The following is a 20,018-nucleotide window of genomic DNA, read 5'->3' on the forward strand; positions in this document are numbered from 1 at the left end:
TTGGAGCCATGACGGTCTACGCGCTGAACCTGTTCGACGTCGCCAACCGCGACGAATACCTGGCCTACTCCAAGCGGTCGGTCACCGAGGTGGCCAGGTACGGCGGCAAGGTCGTGGCGCTCGGCAAGTTCCGCGAGAATCTGCTCGGCGAGGTCGCCGGGCGGCAGGTGCTGATCCTGGTGGAGTGGCCCGACAAGGACGCGTTCGACGGGTATTGCAACGACCCCACGCTCGCCGACCTCCACGCGCACCGCGACAACGGAACGTCCGCCTACGTCTGGCAACTCTTCGATCGGTTGGACGATCTGCGACCGGTGCTTATGCTCGACGCATGACGCGGACAAAGAGGCCGAAGCTCAAACAGCGCCTGCACTGGTTCGCGCTGCACGGGGTCGTCCGCGCACTGGCGTCCTACGGCGCCAAGCGCGGCGAGATGCAGGGCAGGCTCATCGCCGACCCCGCAGTGCGCGCAGATCCCGGCGGCTTCGCCGACGAACTCCGTCAGCGCGGCCAGATCGTGCGCGGGCGCGCGGCGTGGTTGACCGCAGATCACGCCCTTGCCAATCAGCTGCTGCGCTCCGATGACTTCGTCGTCACGGCCATCGGCAAGACGCTTCCCGGGCCGTTGGGGTGGCTGGTGCAGAAGACCACCGTCAAGGGCCAGCTGCATCCGCTGCTGCCACCGTCGATGCTGTCCGTCGAGCCGCCCGAGCACACCCGGTACCGCAAGACCGTCTCATCGGTGTTCACCACCAGAGCCGTTGCGGCGCTGAGGGAAAGGGTGCAACAGGCAGCGACCGACCTCCTCGACGGGATCGACGCCGGGCCGGCCGACACCATCGACGTCGTGGACGGTTACTGCTCCCAGCTGCCCGTCACAGTCATCGGCGACATCCTCGGTGTCCCCGACCACGATCGCCCCCGCATCCTCGAGTTCGGTGAACTCGCCGCCCCCAGCCTCGACATCGGCCTGTCGTGGGACCAGTACCTACGGGTGGAGCGTGGCCTCGACGGATTCAACACCTGGCTCGCGCAGCATCTCGGTCAGCTGCAGCGCCATCCCGGTGACGATCTGATGAGCCAGATCATCCAGGCCGGTGACGACGGCGCCCGCCTCGACGACGAGGAGCTGCGGGCGACCGCCGGTCTGGTGCTGGCCGCAGGCTTCGAAACCACGGTGAACCTGCTCGGCAACGGGATTCGGATTCTGCTCGAACATCCCGACCAGCTGGCGATGCTCCTCGCGGCACCCGAATTGTGGCCGGGCGCCGTCGAAGAGATCCTGCGGCTGGAATCACCCGTGCAGTTGAGTGCGCGCATCGCCCGGGTCGACACCGAGGTGGCGGGACGCCCCGTCGCGGCCGGTGAGATCGTCATCCTGTACCTCGCCGGGGCCAACCGCGATCCCGAGGTGTTCGACGACCCCCACCGATTCGACGTCACGCGGGACAACGCAGGCAAGCACCTGTCCTTCTCCGGCGGCAGGCACTTCTGCCTCGGCGCGGCGCTCGCCCGTGCCGAGGGCGAAGTCGGGCTGCGGGCCTTCTTCGAGCGCTACCCCGACGCCCAACTCGACGGGGACGGGAGTCGCCGCGACACCAGGGTGCTGCGCGGGTGGTCGACCTTGCCGATCAGGCTCGGCGAGGCGCGTGCGGCGGTACGTTCCTAAGCGTGGACTTCCGCGCAACGCTGCTTGGGGAGACCCGAGCCCTCGGCGACGTCCTTCGCCACGCCGACCCCGAGACTCCGGTGCCGTCCTGCCCCGGCTGGACCATGAACCAGCTGCTCAAACACGTCGGACGAGGCCACCGCTGGTCGGCGCAGATCATCGTCGAACGCCGGCGCGAGCCGCTCGATCCGCGCGAGGTGCGCGGCGGCAAGCCGCCCGAGGACCTCGACGGTGCGATCGACTGGCTCAACGGGGGTGCCCAGCTGGTGATCAATGCCGTCGATCGGGTAGGAGCCGAGGCCAGGGTGTGGACGTACAACGGGCCGAGGCCGGCGGGGTGGTGGATCCGCCGTCGCGCCCACGAGGCGACCGTTCACCGCGCCGACGCCGTCCTGGCGCTGGGCGGTGACTTCGACCTGCCGTCGGAACTCGCCGCCGACGGCATCAGCGAGTGGATCGAGCTCGCCACCGTCGGCGCCAACCTGCGCGAGCCGCCGCTGCGGCGCGGGCTGACGCTGCACCTGCATGCCACCGACGCCGGGCTCGGCCCGACGGGGGAGTGGACGATCACCCACGACGAGGACGGCCTGCAGTGGTCACACGATCACGCCAAGGGTGAAGCGGCGGTGCGCGGCAGGGCCGTCGACCTGTTCTTGGCGCTGACCCGTCGCCGCACCGCGGCCGAGGCAGGCATCGAGGTGCTCGGCGACGCGGCCGTGTGGGATTCCTGGCTGAGCGGAACACCGTTCTAGGGCTGCCGTGTTTGGGGCGTGGCCAACACCGCGGCGATACCCGTCGTCAACGGCACCGACAACGCCAGCGCAATGCCTCCTATGGCGGACCGCGCGATCTCGATGGCCACGCTTTCGCTCGTCAGCACGTCGCCGAGGGACCGGTTCGCGACGCTGAAGAGGAGCAGAAGCGGTAATGCACTGCCCGCGTACGCCAGCACCAGGGTGTAGACGGTGCTGGCGATGTGATCGCGACCAACCCGCATCGCCCCGACGAAGATGGCCCGACGACTGGCACCATGCTCGGCGATCTCGAACGCCGTCGACGCCTGAGTGACCGTTACGTCGTTCAGGACACCCAGGGACCCGATGATGAACCCGGCGAGCAGCAGGCCGGTGATCGACACCTTGCCGAGGTAGGCGGCCACCTCGTTGTTCTGGTCTTCGGACAGGCCGGTGAGATGCACCAGTTCGATTGCCGCCCAGGACAATACGGCCGCGAGAAGTAGCGCAGTCAAGGTGCCGAGCAGAGCTGCGCTGGTCCGCAGGCTCACCCCGTGCGCCAGATAGATGACGGCATACAGGATGGCTCCCGACGCCACCAGCGAGACGGGCACGGCGGGGGCCCCGTCGCGCAGGGCGGGCAACAGGAACACCATCAGCACCGCGAACGCCACGACGATGCCGACGAGAGCGCGCAGTCCGCGCCAGCGCGCCACCGCGACGACCACGACCGCGAACGTGGCGGCCAGGATCCCGAGCGGCCACGTCCGCTCGAAGTCGAAGAACGCGTACGACGTCGCGCCGTTCTGGTCGACCTGCCTGCTGACCCGGATGTCGTCGCCCACGGCGAGGCTCGGCTGCCCGGGCCCACCGCTGAACTCCAGCAGGGTGTCCGCGCCCTTGTTGGGTCCCGAGTCGATCTGGACGAGGGACTGCACGCACTGGCCGCCCCCCGGCGGAGCCGCGACGGGTGCTGCCGTCAGTACGGCGCCTGCCGACGGGCTTCCGCACGTCCCCTGCGAACTGGACAGCACGTGCCCGGCCTCGGTGGTGACCGCGCCGCCCTCGGCGTTCTGGAACGGCAGCGGGATGTCGACCCTCTGGTGGCTGGGCCACAGCAGGGCCATTCCGGCGATGACGGCAACGCCTATCGCGACGAGCAGTCCGACGACGATCTTGGCGGCCACCGGACCCAGCGGCGCCGGACCGGAGGGATGGGAGTGCGAGTGCGAATGCGCCACCCGGTCAGGGTAGAGGTGCTTGCTGATTCGCCCCGATAGCTACTGCCGGTAGCTGGCCAGGAAGTTGCCCAGCCGGTCGATCGCGTTGGTGAGGTCCCGCGCCCACGGCAGGGTCACGATGCGCAGGTGATCTGGTGCAGGCCAATTGAACCCGGTGCCCTGCACCACCAGAATCTTCTCCTGCAGCAGGAGATCGAGCACGAGCTGCTCGTCGTCGTGGATGTCGTGCACCTCGGGATCGAGGCGGGGGAACGCGTAGAGCGCGCCCGCCGGCTTCACGCACGACACCCCGGGGATCTCGTTGAGCCGGTTCCACGCGACGTCACGCTGTTCCAGCAACCGCCCGCCGGGGAGCACCAGATCCTCGATGCTCTGGTGCCCGCCGAGCGCCACCTGAATGGCGTACTGCGCAGGCACGTTCGGGCACAACCGCATGTTCGACAGGAGGTTGATGCCCTCCAGGAAGCTGGCCGCGTGCTCCTTGGGCCCGGTGATCGCCAGCCAACCCGCGCGGTAGCCCGCCACGCGGTAGGCCTTCGAAAGACCGTTGAACGTCAGGCACAGCTGATCGGGTGCCACCGACGCCATCGCGATGTGCTCGGCCTCGTCGTAGAGGATCTTGTCGTAGATCTCGTCCGCGAGGATCAACAGTTGGTACTTGCGGGCCAGTTCGGCGATCTGCTCGAGGTTCTGGCGGGTGTACACGGCGCCGGTCGGGTTGTTCGGGTTGATCACGACGAGCGCCTTGGTGCGTTCGGTGATCTTCGACTCGAGGTCGGCGATGTCCGGCATCCAGCCCTGGGTCTCGTCGCACAGGTAGTGCACGGGGGTGCCGCCCGCCAACGCCGTCGACGCCGTCCAGAGCGGGTAGTCCGGCGCGGGGATCAGCACCTGGTCGCCGTTGTCGAGCAACGCCTGCAACGTCATCGTGATGAGTTCGGATACCCCGTTGCCGAGATAGACGTCGTCGATGTCGAGTCGCGGGAACCCTTCCACCAGTTCGTATTTGGTGACCACGGCGCGGCGGGCGGAGATGATGCCCTTGGAATCCGAGTAGCCCTGGGCGTAGGGGAGCGCCTGGATCATGTCGCGCATGATCACGTCGGGCGCCTCGAAGCCGAACGGCGCGGGGTTGCCGATGTTCAGCTTCAGGATGCGATGACCCTCAGCCTCCAGCCTGGCGGCGTGATCGTGTACCGGCCCACGGATCTCGTAGAGGACGTCCTGCAGCTTCGTCGACTGCGTGAACGTCCGTTGCCGCGGCTGATGGCTCGTGTGCCAGGGCAGCTGGTGGGTACTCACGCCGTCAATCGTCTCATTGCCGTCCAATGGTTTTGAGTCGTCGTCAGCGCTTGCCGGGACGACGCACCCCCGGCGCGATACCAAGGCCCTTCACCGGCGGTTCGGGCTGAGCGGGCTCGGCGGCGGCGGCGGGCTCGCTCACCGGCTCGTCAGCCGAAGCGCCGTTGGAGGGCGATGCTGCCGGTTCGGGTTGCGGCTCAGCAGGTTTCGCGGGCGCAGCAGTCTTCTTGCCTGGCCGGCGGGCGATCGCCAGTCCCTTCACCGGCGGTTCGGCCGTGGCGGGTTCGGCGGACGGCGTAGCTTCGACAGCCTCGGGTTCGGGGCTCGCCTCCGGCGCTGCGGCGGGTGCCGACGCGGCCTCGGCGGCGGGGGCGGACTTCTTACCCGGCTTGCGGGCCCCTGCGGCGATGCCGAGTCCCTTGACGGGCGGTTCGGGCTTGGCCGGTTCGGCCGCCTCCGCGGGCGCGGCCGCTGCGGGCGCGGCATCGGCGGACTTCTTGCCCGGCTTGCGGGCGACGGTGAGACCGCCCTTCGCCGGTGCGGCGGGCGTCGACGGTGCCTCGGGCGCTTCGGTGGCGGCCTTGGCTGCCGGTGCGGCTTCTTCCTCGTCGTCGACCGGCTTGACCGCGGCGGGAGCGGTAGCGGCCTTCGCGGCGGCGGCACCCTTCGCAGGTAGCGTGACGGCGCTCTTGTCCAACGACGCAAGCAGCAGCTGGGCGACGTCGAGAACCTCGGCCTCCTTGCCCATCTCCTCGGCGCGGTCCCCGACACCATCGGTCATCATCACGCGGCAGAACGGGCAGCCGGTCGCGATCTTCGCCGCGTCGGTGTTCAGCGCCTCCTCGGCGCGCTCGTGGTTGACGCGCTTGCCGATGTGTTCTTCCATCCACATGCGGGCACCGCCGGCGCCGCAGCACAGGCCGCGGTCGGCGTGGCGCGGCATCTCGGTGAGCGTGGCACCCGACGCGCTGATCAACTCACGCGGAGCCGAGTACTCCTTGTTGTGCCTGCCGAGGAAGCACGGGTCGTGGTACGTCACGTCCTGGCTGACCGGGCTGACGGGGACCAGCTTCTTGTCCCGCACCAGGCGGTTCAGCAGCTGGGTGTGGTGCAGAACGGTGTAGTTGCTGCCCAGCTGCGGGTACTCGCGGCCGATCGTGTTGAAGCAGTGCGGGCAGGTGGCGATGATCTTGCGGTCGACGGTCTCGACGCCCTCGAACACCCCGTTGATGGTCTCGACGTTCTGAGCCGCCAACTGCTGGAACAGGAACTCGTTGCCCGCGCGCCGGGCGGAGTCACCCGTGCAGGTCTCACCGGAGCCCAGCACCAGGAACTTCACGCCCGCCGTGGCCAGCAGTTCGGCGACGGCCTTGGTGGTCTTCTTGGCGCGGTCCTCCAGAGCGCCGGCGCAGCCGACCCAGAACAGGTACTCGAAGCCGTCGAAGGAGTCGACGTCCTCGCCGTAGACGGGCACGTCGAAGTCGACCTCGTCGATCCACTTGGTGCGTTCCTTGGCGCTCTGGCCCCAGGGGTTGCCGTTGCGCTCGAGGTTCTTGAACAGCCCGTTGAGCTCGGCGGGGAACTCGGATTCGACCATCACCTGGTAGCGACGCATGTCGACGATGTGGTCGATGTGCTCGATGTCCACCGGGCACTGCTCGACGCACGCGCCGCAGTTGGTGCAGGACCACAGCACGTCGGGGTCGATGACGCCACCCTGCTCCAGGGTGCCGACCAGCGGGCGGGTGGCCTGCTCGGGGCCGGACCCGAGGATTCGCTCGAAGCCCGACTCGGGGACGGCGTGCGTCTCGGAGTGCTTCTCGCCGCGCAGGTCCTCGCCGACTCCGCCGACCGGCGTGTTCTCGAGCGGGGTCTCGTGGTCGCCGAGGATGTACGGCGCCTTGGCGAACAGGTGGTCGCGCAGATTCATGATGATGAGCTTGGGAGACAACGGCTTTCCGGTGTTCCACGCGGGGCACTGAGACTGGCAGCGGCCGCACTCGGTACACGTCGTGAAGTCGAGATAGCCCTTCCAGGTGAAGTCCTCGATCTTGCCGCGGCCGAGAACCGCGTCCTCGGCGGGATCCTCGAAGTCGATGTACTCGCGGTTGTACTCCATTGGCAGCAGCGGGCCCAAGGCGTCGGGAAGGCGCTTGAACGTCACGTTTACCGGTGCCAGACCGATGTGAAGATGCTTGGAGTGCAACACGATCAGTAGGAAGACGAGGGCGACGCCGATGTGGCTGAGCAGGGCGACGGTCTCGATGATCTCGTTGGCGTGATCCCCGAACGGTTCCAGCAGAGCACCCATCGCGTGGGAGAAGAACGCTCCCCATCCGTAGGGCAGGTTGCCGGTGACGACGGCGGCGCCGCGGAAGAACGCATAGGTGAGGATGACCAGGGCGATCATCAGGAGGATCAGCCAGGCGCCACCGGTGTGTGATCCGTAGAAGCGGGAGTCCCGGCCGTGCTCCTTGGGTTCCGACCGGAGTCGGATGATGGCGAACGTGATGATGCCGGCCAGCACCGCCAAGGCGATGAAGTCCTGTAGAAAGCCCAGCGCGTCCCAGTGCCCGACGATCGGGATGGCGAACTTCGGGTTGAACAGCACGCCGTACGCCTCGATGTACACCGTGATGAGGATGAAGAAGCCCCACATGGTGAAGAAGTGGGCCAAACCTGGGATCGACCACTTCAACAATCGGGTTTGGCCGAGGACTTCCTTGAACTGCGTCGTGATGCGAGTCTGGAGGTCATTCTTGCGGGCGCCCTCGTCGATCGTGGGTTGCCCCGAGCTGATGAGGTTGACCAGGAAGAGCACGCGTTTTGCGGCGAAGGCCAATACGATCGCCGTCATCAGTAGGCCAAGGGTCAGCCTGATCAGAGTCTGCGTGTCCACGCGCCGCCTCCCGGGTTAAAGTTACCGAACAGTAGGGCGTCTGATTACCGCCCAGTAACTTAATGCTAGATGCCAGCTCATAGTGGCATCCAGGGCTTTGGCATCGCTACGAAGGCTGGCCTAACTCACCGGTTGGTCGCTCGCATGATCAGTGCTCGTGTGCAAGTCGTGAACGTGGGGATCGCCATTGCTATGGCGCTTGTCACGCTCGCCGAGATTGCGTCGAGGGTCGTGAGATTCGCCAGCGGACAGCCATGAGTGCAATTTCGACTCCCATGAGCTCAACCCGGCGAGCCGAGGATGGCTCGCAGCATCGAGATCAGCTCGGACCGCGACTCCGCGCCCAGCCTGCGCCGGATCCGTGCCACGTGGTGTTCCACCGTCTTCGCCGAGATGAACAATTGGCTCCCGATGTCGCGGTAGGGCATGCCCTGCAACAGCAACTCGGCAACCTCGCGCTCCCGCTCGGACAGTCGAGACGACGGCGCCATCGAGGATCCCCGCCCAGCAGCGGCCGCGGCGGGGGCTTCGGCGACGTCGGCGATGTCCTCACCGCCGGACGCGGCGAGTTTGAGGTCGCGCGCCAGCTGCAGCATGGCCCCGGACACGCGACCGTCGGGCGTCTGCAGCGCTGCCTGGCTGGCGAGTCGCGTCGCGTCCCACGTGAGGCCGAACTGCTTCAGCGAGCGGGCGGCCGCGGTCACCTCGCCGGTGTCGACGTGGTTGGCCAGCACCCGCAGCCAGGTCCGGCCCGCAGAGGCCAGCGCCCGTGCGAACGGACTGTGAACGGCGGCGGCGGTCAACGCCTGACCATGCGGCGCCACTGACCCCGGGGAGTTCGCCAGAATGCCCGCGTGGACGCCCGACCAGTGCAGTGGCACGGACCACAGCGTCGGATTGCCAAGTGTGTCAAGGAGATTGAACGCTGCATCCAACGCGGGCTGAATGAGGTCGACCTGCCGCAGCCGGGCGGCGGCCACCCACAACTCGCCGAGCGGTAGCAACGCGAAGAGGTCCATGGAGTACTCGGTGAGCACCTCCATGGCGGTGTACCAGTGCTTCTGCACGGCGCCACCGTCGCCGCCGCGGCGCGCGACGGCCGTCTGGAGCGCGGCCGCCCACAGCGCGTCGCGCCGGTGCAGGTTCGCCCCCGAGACCGAGGCGGCGTCGGCCGCGGCGGCTGCCAACTGACCATCCAGCATCCGAGCCCAGCCCAGCAGCAGTGTGTGTCGGTGGGCGACGAAACCGTGGTCGTCGCCGGTATCCCGGACGGCCCTCCCTATCGCGCTGCGGGCGCGCACGGAGTCGCCACCGTGCAGCGCCACCAGCGTGACCAGCGCCGAAGGGGTGTCGGGCGTGACGACGGCGGACGCCTGCTCCGTCATCGACTGGGCCAACCGGGCGATGGCCGTCGGGTAGGTGCCGTCGAGCGTCAGCAACAGACCTTCGGCGAGGCCGCGAGCCGCGCGGGCGGTCGACGTCGGCAGACCCGAGGCGTCGACGTTGAATGCGGCCCGCGCCGCCGCGACGTCACCCACGCCGAGTGTCGCCACGACCGCCGCGGCCCCCACGACCGCATCGGGGTACGGCCCCAGCCATCGGAACAACTCGGCGGCCTGGGTGGCGCTTCCGTCGTGCAGGGCGACGCTCGCCGCGATCCGCACCGCCGCGGCCCGCTCGGCGGGGTCCTCGGAGCCGAGCAACTCGTCGGCGAGGCGGCCCGCCGTGGCGCAGTCCCCCGTCAACGCGAGCGCGTCGGCGAGTTTGGCGTTGATCTCGCGCGCCCCAACCTCGGTCGCGGCGCGATACAAGCGTGCGGCCGTCGCGGGGTGGTCCTGACTGCGCGCGGCCAGATCGGTGAGCGCCTCGGCCAACTGGGCGTCGCGCAAGCCGTGCTCGGCGAGTCGCAGCGCCAGGTCCATCGACAGCGTCGAGTTCTCAATCTGCGTCTGCAGCAACGCCGTTTCCACCTGACGATGTCGTGCCGCACCGACGATCTGCGCCAGGCTCTGATGCAGCGATTCGGTGAACGCGGGGCGGTGCGACGGGGCGATCAGCCCGCTGGCGCGTGCCACGTCGACGAGTCGCTGCGCCTCGCCCTGGTCCGTCCCCAGCGCGGCGGCGACGTCGTCCGGCCCGAGTTCCTGGCTGAGCGACGAGAGCAGGAGGGTGTCGAGCACCGGTTCGTCGACGCGCCGCAACCGCTCGATCAGTGCGACCCTGGTCGCGGTCGCGATGGCTTCTCCTGCAGGTACGCGGTCGGGGGACGCCAAGGCCGTCAGGGCAGGGTGAACGAGGAACGGCAGGCCCTCGGTCGCCGCCATGGTGGCCTTGACCAGATCGGCCGGTGGCGGAACGCCGAGGACGTCGATGGCGATGCGGTGTACGTCCGCGGCGGTGAGCGAGCCCAACGCGACGACGGGCGCCTCCCGCATCATGGCCGTGTGCAGAGCGGCGAGTGCGGGCCGATGAGACAGCGGTTCGGTGGCGAGCACCACGGTCGCTGCACGGTCGCCGGCCATCTCGACCAACCGTTCCAGGTCCGCGGTGTCGAGCAGGTGAGCGTCGTCGATGACCACCGCCGCGTCCGCAGGATCACCGTCCCGAGGGGCGCGGGCGATCACGGTGACCCCCGCTGCGCGCAACGAGGTCCGGATGTCGTTGAGGAGCAACGTCTTCCCGGTGCCGACGCCGCCCGACACGAGCACCTTCGCGGGCTCGGTCGGCGACGACGCCCACGTCGCGACCGCGGCGCTTGCGGTCACTGTCCCTGGGGTACCACCGGGGCGATCACCAGAGTGGTCGGTGTGTCGGGCGGCGGGGCCAACGTGGTCGTGGGGGTGATCGGCGGCTTCGTCGTCGTCGTGGTCGGCGGCGGGGTTGTCGTGGTGGGCGGCGGCGTCGTGGTGGTCGTGGTGGGCGGCGTCGTGGTGGTCGTCGTAGTCGTGGTCGTGGTGGTGGGCGAAGTCGTCGTGGTCGTGGTGGTGGGCGACGTGGTCGTCGATCCGGACGTCGGTGAGTTCGAGACCGTCGACGTGCCAGTCGGTTCACCGCTCTCCGAGGACGGCGCCGAGGTTCGCGTGGAAAGGCTCGTGGTCACCAAGCCGTTCGCGCCCGTCGACGAAATCGTGACGACCTCGGTGACGGTGCCGCTGTCGGTGGAATTGCCGGTCAGCGTGACCGCGAGCCCGCCGACCGCCAGCAGCGCGGCGGCCGCCGCTGCGCCGAACAGAACGGGTGGCCGCTTGTACCAGGCCAGTGGCTCCGAATCCGGAAGGTCGTCCCCCTCCTCGTGCGCGAAGGCCATCTCCGGCCTGGCGCCGGTCGACGAGTACTCCGACTCGTAGTCACCGCCGGCGTAGGGCACGGGCTCGCCGGTCGGCGCGTCGTCCTGCGACCATGCCAGCGCGTCGGAGGTCGACGAACCGTCGTTCGGCGGCGGGCCCATCAGAGGGGCGCCCGCCACCCACCCCATCGTCGGCGCCAAACCCGTCGGAGCGTCCGCCGTCGGGGCCATGCCGGTCGGCGCCATGCCCGTCTGGGCGTCGTCGAACCCCGCGGCGGCGGCGACGGCTGCGCCCACGGCGTTCGCCAGGACCGGAAATGGGGTGGTCACGACAGGTGCCCGGAGCTGTTCCGAAAGCCGCTGCGTGACAATGGGAATCGCGGCACCCCCACCGACGGTGGCAACCGCGGAGACGCTCGCGAGCGGAATTCGATAGCGTTGCAGCGTCTCCGTGACCGTCGACAGCAGGCCGGCCAGTGGTGCTTCGATGAGTCGCTCGAGCTCGGGCCGGGTGATGCGGACGTCGGAGGAGTAGCCGGGCAGTTCCGCCTGGATTACGGTGGCGGTATCGGCGGACAGCCGTTCCTTGGCTGCTCGACACTCGTCGCGGAGGCGGCTGAGCGACCCGACCGCGGCCGTGCTGGCGGGGTCGGAGGAGTTGGCCTCCGCGATGCCTGCGATGACGTGGTTCAGCAATGCCTGATCGACGAGATCACCGGAGAAGTCCTGGTACCTGACGGTGGCACCGATGACGGCCAGGCCGGCGCGTGCGTCCGCCAGGGTGATGCTGGTTCCGCCACCGCCGAAGTCGCACAACACCACGACGCCGTCGGAGGGCAATCCCGGCGCCGCCCGCAGGCCGGCGAGTGCGGCTCCCGCGTCGGGGATCAGCGTGGCGGGGATCCCGCCGGGGGACAGGCCGGGCTTGGCCCGCAGCGCGTTGCGCAGGGTGCCGACGACCCCCGGACCCCAGTGCGCGGGCACCGCGATCGTGACCGGTGCGCCACCGCCGACCGTGCGGGCCATCACGTCGAGGGCCTCGACGAGTAAAACCTCGGCGCGATGGGAGGACCCGTCGGACGCCACCAGCGGCACCGGGTCGCCGACCCGTTCGACGAACCCCGTCAACACCAGCCCGGGCTGGCTCGGGTCGGGAAGTTCACCGACCTCTGGCGCGCGGTCGTCGAACACCGTCAGAACCGACCGCCGCGTGACCGGTGCCGCACCGACGCGGGCAGCCACCAGGTTGGTGGTCCCGACGGACAATCCGAGTGCGTCGTTCGTTCCGCGTGTTTCGCTCGTGCCCTGTGGTTCGCTCATCAACAAGCACATCCCTGCCGGTTCGGAGAAATCAGGACCCACCATAGCGGCTGTCCGGTCCGTCCCGACCTCGATCCCCCTAACGGTCGCGAACCCCTAACGGGCAGTCCCCTAACGCCCGTCCGGGACGGGTGGGTTGAGCACCGATCCCCGGAGCTAGCGACGCCGATAGCATTCGAGCTGAACCCAAAGTTCCCGAGCAGCAGATTGGAGGTACCTCGTGGCGAATTCACTCTTGGACTTCGTCATGTCGCTGGTACGTGATCCGGACGCTGCCGCCCGGTACGCGGCCAATCCCGCGCAGGCCATCGCCGACGCCAACCTGACCGACGTGACCAGTGTGGACGTCAACCACCTGATCCCCGTCGTCGCAGAGTCGATGTCGACGGTCGTGCCGTCGGGGGGATTCGCAGGGGGAACCGACACCCTCCTCGACTCGGCCCACAACGTCTGGGCGAGTGGCGCGGCGACGGCCGCGTTCGATGCGTTCGACGACCACCTGCCGGTCCAGGGCAGCGACATCGTCGCAGATCACGTCCCTACCGTGGCGAACGTCATCGAAATGCCGGAGGATTCGGCGCCGACCATCGTCGACCATGTCTTCGGCGATCCAAGCGTTCCGTCCGTCGCGGGTCCGTCGGATCTCGACATGGCGTTGGATGGGCCCGTGATCGACGACCCGCACCTCCCGGACGCCGTTCCGATGGACGACTCGGTCGCCGACGGGCATCACGCGTTCAACGATGACCAGGACCATCCACTGGACCCGGGTTTCGACATCTTCACGTGACCCATCGACCACCAGCTACTGACGATTCGCGACAGCGCGGCCAGCAATGGCCGCGCTGTCGTCGTTCGTTGGCCGGGATTCGTGCAGGTCAGCGGCCTTCGGCCGTGATCACCCTACAACCCCCTAATCCCCTAACCAATGCCCCTAGGGCACCCCGTAACAACCTCGACGAGCGAGGGGTGGCGGCCCCGTTTCCGGCGAGTGGACGGGCCCATAACGTAGTCACCAGATCGCCGGGAAGCCGGCGACACGAACCACACACCCACAACCGAAAGGCACTCCGATGACGACTCTCCTCGACTACATCCTCGACCTCTTCCGCAGCCCCGATGTGGCCGCGTCCTTCGTCCGGGACCCGGACGGCGCCCTGCGTGACGCCGGCCTGCCGAACGTCAGCCCGGCCCAGCTCCAGGCCGTGGCCGCCACCGCCGCGCCGGCGGGTCTGGCCCTCGGCGGTGGCGGCGATCCGGTCGTCGGCCTGCAGCGCGCGGTGGCCAACCACCACAGCATCGCTTCGCCGTTCTCCCCGCAGACGACGTTCGCGCCGCAGACCCAGACCGAATTCGCCAGCCGCAACAACACCGACGTCGCAAGCAACAACGACTTCATGAGCCCTGATCAGGCCGCTGGGGCGAACGCCCAGAACGGCGCATTCAACCTGGGTTTCGGCGACATCACCTTGGGTGACAAGACCACGAACACCGCCACCGACGGCGGCGTGGTGAACACCGGCAACGCCGGCGACATCGACGCCACGAACGTCGAGGGTGACGGGAACGTCGTCGGAAACGAAGACACCAACGCCAACACCGGCGTCATCAACGACTCCAACGTCAACATGGGTGACGACAACGAGATCGACGACAGTGGTGACACCACCGCAGGCGGCGACGTGATCCAGGACAACGAGGGCCCGGTCATCAACGACGTCGACATGAGCGGCGGCAACGGCGGCAATGCCAGCTCCAGCGGCGGCGGCGGTCTGCTCGGGATCGGCAACGACAGCGAGGCCAACGCCGGTGGCGGCGGTGGCGGCGGTGGCATCGTCATCAACGACAACGACTCCACCTCGACCAATACCGGTGGCGGTGACGTCACGACCGTCGACACCGGCGGTGGCGACATCTCCGGCAGCGTCGACGCCAGCCACGACGACAACTCGGTGGACAACTCGCAGACCGACAACTCGGTGGACAACTCGCAGACCGTCGAGACGAACGTGGACGTCACCAACGACGTCGGCATCTTCTGATCCACACTTGAACAATGCGGCTGGCGGGGACCTCCTCTCAACGAGGTGGTCCCCGCCAGTTCGTGCGCCTACCGTTGGACCCACGCAGGCAGGAGAAGAAAGCCGATGACGCAACCGAACGACCCCCGCAAGGTCAAGGTCATCGTCGAGTTGATCGATCACAGCACCAAGATCGCTGCCACCTACGATCGCGGCGATCTGGTGGAACGACTGGGCCGGGCCAAGGAGCGGATCTCCGACCCGCAGATCCGGGTGGTGATCGCCGGCCAGCTCAAACAGGGCAAGAGCCAGCTGCTGAACTCGCTGCTGAACGTGCCCGTGGCCCGCGTCGGCGACGACGAGACCACGGTATTGGCCACGGTGGTGTCCTACGGCGAGCAGGCGTCGGCGCGGCTGATCGTCGCTCGGGGCGATGGCGCCGAGCCAGAGGTGATGGAGATTCCTCCGAGCGAGGTCCAGACCGACCTGCGCCGCGCGCCCCAGGCCGGCGGCCGCGAGGTGTTGCGCGTCGAGGTCACCGCGCCGAGTCCGCTGCTCAAGAACGGACTGGCGTTCGTCGACACCCCCGGCGTCGGCGGCCACGGCCAGCCGCACCTGTCCGCGACGTTGGGCCTGCTGCCCGAAGCCGACGCCATGCTGATGATCAGCGACACCAGCCAGGAGTTCACCGAGCCGGAGCTGACCTTCATCCGGCAGGCGCTCGAAATCTGCCCGCTGGCAACGATTCTCGCGACCAAGACCGACCTCTATCCGCACTGGCGCGAGATCGTCGCGGCCAACGTCGGTCACCTGCAACGGGCGGGTGTCACGACGCCGGTCCTACCCGTCTCTTCAGTCCTGCGCAGCCACGCGATCCAGATGAACGACAAGGAACTCAACGAGGAATCGAACTTCCCGGCGATCGTGAAGTTCCTCAGTGACCGGGTGCTCAGCCGCGAGAACGACCGGATACGCGACCAGGTGCTCACCGAAGTGCGTTCGGCGGCCGAGCATTTGACCCTCGCCGTCACCTCGGAGCTGTCGGTGATCAACGATCCCGATGCCAGGGGCCAGCTCACCGACGACCTGGAACGGCGCAAACAAGAGGCGATCGATGCCCTCGCGCAGACGGCGCTATGGCAGCAGGTGCTCAACGACGGAATCTCCGACCTGACCGCCGACGTGGACCACGACCTGCGCGGCCGTTTCCGAGCGATCACCCAGCACACCGAGAAGGTCATCGACGGCTGCGACCCGACGAAGCACTGGGCCGAGATCGGCACCGAACTCGAGAACGCGGTCGCCACCGCCGTCGGTGACAACTTCGTGTGGGCCTACCAGCGTGCCGAGGCGCTCGCCGAAGATGTGGCACGCACCTTCATGGAGGTCGGCATCGACGCGGTCGAGATGCCGCACATCGACGCGCGGGAGATGGGAGCGGGCTTCGGCGAGATGAAGTCGATTTCCCAGTTGGAGGCCAAGCCGGTGCGCGCGGGCGACAAGGTGGTCTCGGGTATGCGGGGCTCCTTCGGCGGCGTGATGATGTTCGGCATGCTGACGACGTTCGCCGGTCTGGGGATGTTCAACCCGCTGTCGTTGGGTGCTGGGGCGTTGCTGGGCCGCAAGGCCTTTAAGGACGACATGGACAACCGGATGATGAGGGTGCGAAGCGAGGCCAAGAACAACATGCGCCGCTTCGTCGACGACGTGTCCTTCGTGGTCAGCAAGGAGTCGCGGGACCGGCTCAAGGGGATTCAGCGCCAGTTGCGCGACCACTACCGCGGCATCGCCAACCAGGCCACCCGCTCGCTGAACGAATCGCTGCAGGCGGCGCTCGCCGCGGCGAAGCTGGAGGAGAACGAGCGCGCGACGCGGGTCAAGGAACTCGAGCGCCAGCTGAACGTCCTGCGGCAGGTCACCGAGTATGCGGTGAAGCTGTCGCCCGGGCAGGAAGCCGTCCCCAAGTGACTTCGCAGCCGCAATAACTAAGCTAAGCACCCGACATGAGTACCAGTGATCGAGTGCGCGCGATCCTCGGCGGCACCGTCCAGGCCTATCGGAGCGACCCGGCCTACCGCGAGCGTCCCGACGTCCACAACGAACTGGACTGGATCGGCAGACGCCTCAATCAGCCGATCCGCATCGCCCTGGCCGGGACGCTGAAGGCGGGGAAGTCGACGTTGGTCAACGCGCTCGTCGGGGAGGACATCGCGCCGACCGACGCCACCGAGGCCACGCGCATCGTGACCTGGTTCCGCAACGGTGCCACGCCCAAGGTCACCGCGAACCACCGCGGCGGCAGGCGGTCGAACGTGCCCATCGCCCGGAGCTCGGGCGGTCAGTCCCACGAGAGGGGCCTGACGTTCGACTTCGCCAGCCTCGACCCCGACGACGTCATCGACCTCGACGTCGAATGGCCCGCCGCGGAACTCATCGACACCACCATCATCGACACCCCCGGCACGTCGTCGCTGTCCCGCGACGTCTCCGAGCGCACCCTGCGCCTGCTGGTCCCCGACGACGGCGTGCCGCGCGTCGATGCCGTCGTCTTCCTTCTGCGCACGCTCAATGCGGCGGACATCGCGCTGCTCAAGCAGATCGGCACGCTCGTCGGCGGATCGGCGGGTGCGCTCGGCGTCATCGGCGTCGCGTCCAGGGCGGACGAGATCGGCGCAGGCCGCATCGACGCGATGCTGTCCGCCAAGGACGTCGCGAAGCGGTTCACCGCCGAGATGGACAAGACGGGCATCTGCCAGGCCGTGGTCCCGGTGTCCGGGCTGCTCGCACTCACCGCGCGAACGTTGCGGCAGAGCGAGTTCGTCGCGCTCGAGAAGCTGGCGGGCGTGGACGTGGCCGAGCTGACCAAGGCCATGCTGTCGGTGGACCGGTTCGTCCGCGAGGACAGCCAGTTGCCCGTCGACGCCGCCACCCGTGCGGCGCTGCTGGAGCGCTTCGGCATGTTCGGCATCCGGATCTCGATCGCGGTGCTGCGGGCGGGCATCAGCGACTCGGTCGCCCTGGCCGACGAACTCCTCGAGCGCAGTGGGCTGGTCGCGTTGCGCGACGTCATCGACCAACAGTTCGCGCAACGGTCCGATCTGCTCAAGGCGCACACCGCGCTGCTCTCCCTGCGCAGGTTCGTCGAGGCCAACCCCACCTTCGCAACGCCGTACATCGTCGCCGACATCGACCCACTGCTGGCTGACACCCACGCGTTCGAGGAGCTGCGTCTGTTGAGCCAATTGCGCTCGCGGGCAACGACGTTGAACGAAGAGGAGATCGCTTCGCTGCGCCGCATCATCGGGGGCTCCGGCACCGACGCGGCGAGTCGGCTCGGCCTGCAACCGGACGCCCCCTACGACGGTCCCCGGGCAGCCTTCGCCGCCGCGCAACGATGGCGGCGTCGGGCCGATCACCCGCTCAACGATCCGTTCACCACGCGCGCCTGCCGGGCGGCGGTGCGCAGCGCAGAGGCGATGGTCGCCGACTTCACCGCCCAGGGACGCTAGGGCCGGGGGTACAGCGTCCGCGTCTCGTTCAGCCTCGGCCGCTGACGCGTCGAGGTCTCACCGTCGTTCGTCGTCGAGCGTCGCGTCCTGGGCGGAGTCGTATCGCTCGAAGAGGTATCGGTACTCGAGGTCGTCGTCGTGTCGCCGGGATTGATGTCGGTGGTGATCGGAGGACTGGTGCTGGTGATCGTCTCGGTGCTCGTCGTCGACGTAGACGAAAAGCTACTGCCCGTGACACTCGGTTCGAGGAAGTACTGGGAAGCGGGTTCCGGATCGTTCGACCCGCCGACCACGTAGGAGATGACGAGCCACAGCAGCCCGATTACGGCGAGAGCGCCGACGCTGGCACCGACGACGGTCGACGTGCGCTCGTGCCACGCAGGCTCGTCCTCTCTGGAGTCGTCGCCGGTCACGGCCTCCGATAGTAGCCGCGGGCGGCCCGCGTCCGACGGGTCAGCCCAGGAGCGGGGCGACCTCGCTGGCGAAGAACTCCACGTGCTCGAGATCGGACATGTCGAGGAATTGCAGATAGACCCGTTGCACACCGGCTTCGACGAACGCGCCCAACCGGTCGGCGATCTCCGCGGGCGTGCCGACGGCGGGTGAGTTGCTGCGGAGCTCGTCGACCTCGCGGCCGATCGCAGCCGCCCGTCTGGCGATCTCGGCGTCGTCGCGCCCGGCGCACACCACGAATGCCGCCGAGTACGTCAGCGAGTCGGGCGCGCGGCCCGCGTCGGCGACCGCCGCTGCGACGCGTCCGTACTGGGTCACGAGGGTGTCGAGGTCGACGAACGGGATGTTGAACTCGGAGGCGAACTTCGCCGTCAGGGCGGGGGTCCGCTTGGGCCCGCCACCGCCGATGATGATCGGTGGGGACGGCGTCTGCGTGGGTTTCGGCAACGCCGGCGAATCCTTGATGGAGTAATGCCCGCCGGTGTAATCGAAGGTCTCACCGACGGGCGTGCCCCACAGCCCGGTGAGGATGTCCAACTGCTCGCTCAGCCGGTCGAACCGCTCGCCGAGCGGCGGGAACGGGATGGCATACGCCTCGTGCTCGGCCTCGAACCAGCCCGCGCCGATGCCCAACTCCACACGGCCACCGCTCATCTCGTCGACCTGGGCGACGGAGATGGCCAGCACGCCCGGATGCCGGAACGTGGCTGAGGTGACCATCGTGCCCAGCCTGATCGTCGACGTCTCGCGGGCGATGCCGCCCAACGTCACCCAGGAATCGGTGGGCCCCGGCAGACCGTCACCCGCCATCGCCACGTAGTGGTCGGAGCGGAAGAACGCCGAGTAACCGGCCGCCTCCGCGGTCTGCGCCACCGCCAATTGATCGGCGTAGGTGGCACCCTGTTGCGGTTCGACGAAGACGCGGAAGTCCATGTGCCCCAGCCTAGAGGCCGTCAGAGACCGCCGCGCCCGGCGCGCACCGCGCTGACGGCGTCGTCGTCCCCCGCGAGCGCGACCTTGGCCTCGTCCCGTCCGGTGATGAACATCAGCAACTCCCCGGGGGCTCCGGTGACCTCCACGGCTGGCCCCTTCCCGATCGTCGTCAGCGTCTTGCCCTCCGGCGTGCGCAGCGACACGTGCCCAGGAACCTTCGACATCGCCATCCGTGCCATTAGGGAGACCCGGCGCGCCAGGGCCGATGTCGTGGCCTCGTCGAGCTCGCGCGGCTCCCAGCCGCTGACGGCACGCCGGACGTCCTCGTGATGAATGAACATCTCGGCCACGTTCACGAACGGATCCAGCAGTTTGAAGGGTGAGAACGAGGGTGGTCCCGACGCGATCTGATCGAGCAGCACGTTCCAGTCGTTCTGCGCGGTCACCTGCTCCTGCACCCTGGCGGTGTAACCGGCGAGCGCAGGGACCAGGATGCCCGGCGCGGCGTCGAGGCGTCGTTCGCGCACGACGAGGTGGGCAGCCAGGTCGCGGGTGGTCCAGTCACCACAGAGGGTCGGCTGTTCCGGGCCGACGCCGCGCATGGTGGTGACGAGCGCGGCGCGTTCCCGCTGAGCGATGGAAGTCATCGGT

Annotated in this window: 15 protein-coding genes; 7 read left to right on the forward strand and 8 right to left on the reverse strand. The window is 68.4% G+C overall.

Going from position 1 to position 20,018, the window contains the following annotated elements; genetic code table 11:
• Positions 1-8 precede the first annotated feature (8 nt).
• The 3 genes from VET27_RS16945 to VET27_RS16955 are packed head-to-tail and all read left to right on the forward strand — an operon-like array spanning position 9 to position 2,421.
• Entirely contained in the window at positions 9-335 is a 327-nt protein-coding gene (locus VET27_RS16945) for a DUF1330 domain-containing protein (protein ID WP_526520148.1), read from the forward strand.
• Positions 332-1,669, forward strand: a complete 1,338-nt coding sequence (locus tag VET27_RS16950; protein WP_526520150.1) for a cytochrome P450 — start codon at positions 332-334, stop codon at positions 1,667-1,669. Before VET27_RS16945 ends, VET27_RS16950 begins: the two co-directional genes overlap by 4 nt.
• Before the next feature lie 2 nt (positions 1,670-1,671).
• Positions 1,672-2,421, forward strand: a complete 750-nt coding sequence (locus VET27_RS16955) for a maleylpyruvate isomerase family mycothiol-dependent enzyme (protein ID WP_526520152.1) — start codon at positions 1,672-1,674, stop codon at positions 2,419-2,421.
• Here VET27_RS16955 and VET27_RS16960 read toward each other — a convergent pair.
• The 5 genes from VET27_RS16960 to VET27_RS16980 all read right to left on the reverse strand — a co-directional run bounded on the left by VET27_RS16960 (position 2,418) and on the right by VET27_RS16980 (position 12,451).
• On the reverse strand, positions 2,418-3,644 hold the full coding sequence (locus VET27_RS16960; protein WP_526520154.1) for a YibE/F family protein: 1,227 nt from the start codon (positions 3,642-3,644) through the stop codon (positions 2,418-2,420). The two genes, VET27_RS16955 and VET27_RS16960, sit on opposite strands and share 4 nt — an antisense overlap.
• Before the next feature lie 39 nt (positions 3,645-3,683).
• Positions 3,684-4,973 carry a pyridoxal phosphate-dependent aminotransferase gene (locus VET27_RS16965; RefSeq protein WP_526520157.1) on the reverse strand — a complete coding sequence of 430 codons (1,290 nt, stop codon included), beginning with the start codon at positions 4,971-4,973 and terminating at the stop codon, positions 3,684-3,686.
• A gap of 16 nt (positions 4,974-4,989) precedes the next feature.
• Entirely contained in the window at positions 4,990-7,845 is a 2,856-nt protein-coding gene (locus tag VET27_RS16970) for a (Fe-S)-binding protein (RefSeq protein ID WP_526520159.1), read from the reverse strand.
• A 281-nt stretch (positions 7,846-8,126) separates the two neighbouring features.
• Positions 8,127-10,610 (reverse strand): isoniazid response ATPase/transcriptional regulator IniR, encoded by a 2,484-nt coding sequence (gene iniR, locus VET27_RS16975; RefSeq protein WP_526520161.1) that lies wholly within the window; start codon positions 10,608-10,610, stop codon positions 8,127-8,129.
• Complete coding sequence (locus tag VET27_RS16980) at positions 10,607-12,451, reverse strand: Hsp70 family protein (RefSeq protein WP_526520163.1); 1,845 nt, start codon at positions 12,449-12,451, stop codon at positions 10,607-10,609. The genes iniR and VET27_RS16980 overlap by 4 nt, the downstream gene beginning before the upstream one ends.
• Positions 12,452-12,671: 220 nt before the next feature.
• Between VET27_RS16980 and VET27_RS16985 the strand changes: the two genes are divergently transcribed.
• The 4 genes from VET27_RS16985 (at position 12,672) to VET27_RS17000 (ending at position 17,981) form a co-directional block, all read left to right on the forward strand.
• The gene (locus tag VET27_RS16985; protein ID WP_526520165.1) at positions 12,672-13,241 is read left to right on the forward strand and encodes an Rv0340 family IniB-related protein; all 570 of its coding nucleotides are present in this window, start codon (positions 12,672-12,674) and stop codon (positions 13,239-13,241) included.
• A gap of 283 nt (positions 13,242-13,524) precedes the next feature.
• On the forward strand, positions 13,525-14,493 hold the full coding sequence (locus VET27_RS16990; protein ID WP_526520167.1) for an IniB N-terminal domain-containing protein: 969 nt from the start codon (positions 13,525-13,527) through the stop codon (positions 14,491-14,493).
• A gap of 105 nt (positions 14,494-14,598) precedes the next feature.
• Positions 14,599-16,440 carry a dynamin family protein gene (locus tag VET27_RS16995; protein ID WP_526520169.1) on the forward strand — a complete coding sequence of 614 codons (1,842 nt, stop codon included), beginning with the start codon at positions 14,599-14,601 and terminating at the stop codon, positions 16,438-16,440.
• A 35-nt stretch (positions 16,441-16,475) separates the two neighbouring features.
• Positions 16,476-17,981 (forward strand): dynamin family protein, encoded by a 1,506-nt coding sequence (locus VET27_RS17000; RefSeq protein ID WP_526520171.1) that lies wholly within the window; start codon positions 16,476-16,478, stop codon positions 17,979-17,981.
• On the opposite strand, the gene VET27_RS17005 is transcribed toward VET27_RS17000, so the two are convergent.
• The 3 genes from VET27_RS17005 to VET27_RS17015 are packed head-to-tail and all read right to left on the reverse strand — an operon-like array spanning position 17,978 to position 20,014.
• A complete protein-coding gene (locus VET27_RS17005; protein WP_526520173.1) occupies positions 17,978-18,394 on the reverse strand; it encodes a hypothetical protein in 417 nt (138 codons plus the stop codon). The genes VET27_RS17000 and VET27_RS17005 overlap by 4 nt on opposite strands.
• Positions 18,395-18,434: 40 nt before the next feature.
• A complete protein-coding gene (locus tag VET27_RS17010) occupies positions 18,435-19,367 on the reverse strand; it encodes an LLM class F420-dependent oxidoreductase (protein ID WP_526520175.1) in 933 nt (310 codons plus the stop codon).
• Between the two features lie 20 nt (positions 19,368-19,387).
• The gene (locus VET27_RS17015; RefSeq protein ID WP_526520177.1) at positions 19,388-20,014 is read right to left on the reverse strand and encodes a TIGR03085 family metal-binding protein; all 627 of its coding nucleotides are present in this window, start codon (positions 20,012-20,014) and stop codon (positions 19,388-19,390) included.
• Positions 20,015-20,018: the final 4 nt, after the last annotated feature.

Origin of the sequence: Mycobacterium sp., assembly GCF_035633495.1 — a bacterium.
Classification (GTDB): domain Bacteria; phylum Actinomycetota; class Actinomycetes; order Mycobacteriales; family Mycobacteriaceae; genus Mycobacterium.

Bases quoted from the DNA above. Each gene is read 5' to 3' on its own strand.
- VET27_RS17010 (WP_526520175.1), bottom strand. From the start codon at position 19,367: ATGGACTTCCGCGTCTTCGTCGAACCGCAACAGGGTGCCACCTACGCC.
- VET27_RS16995 (WP_526520169.1), top strand. From the start codon at position 14,599: ATGACGCAACCGAACGACCCCCGCAAGGTCAAGGTCATCGTCGAGTTG.
- VET27_RS17000 (WP_526520171.1), top strand. From the start codon at position 16,476: ATGAGTACCAGTGATCGAGTGCGCGCGATCCTCGGCGGCACCGTCCAG.
- VET27_RS16980 (WP_526520163.1), bottom strand. From the start codon at position 12,451: ATGAGCGAACCACAGGGCACGAGCGAAACACGCGGAACGAACGACGCA.
- VET27_RS16950 (WP_526520150.1), top strand. From the start codon at position 332: ATGACGCGGACAAAGAGGCCGAAGCTCAAACAGCGCCTGCACTGGTTC.
- VET27_RS16945 (WP_526520148.1), top strand. From the start codon at position 9: ATGACGGTCTACGCGCTGAACCTGTTCGACGTCGCCAACCGCGACGAA.
- VET27_RS16990 (WP_526520167.1), top strand. From the start codon at position 13,525: ATGACGACTCTCCTCGACTACATCCTCGACCTCTTCCGCAGCCCCGAT.
- VET27_RS17015 (WP_526520177.1), bottom strand. From the start codon at position 20,014: ATGACTTCCATCGCTCAGCGGGAACGCGCCGCGCTCGTCACCACCATG.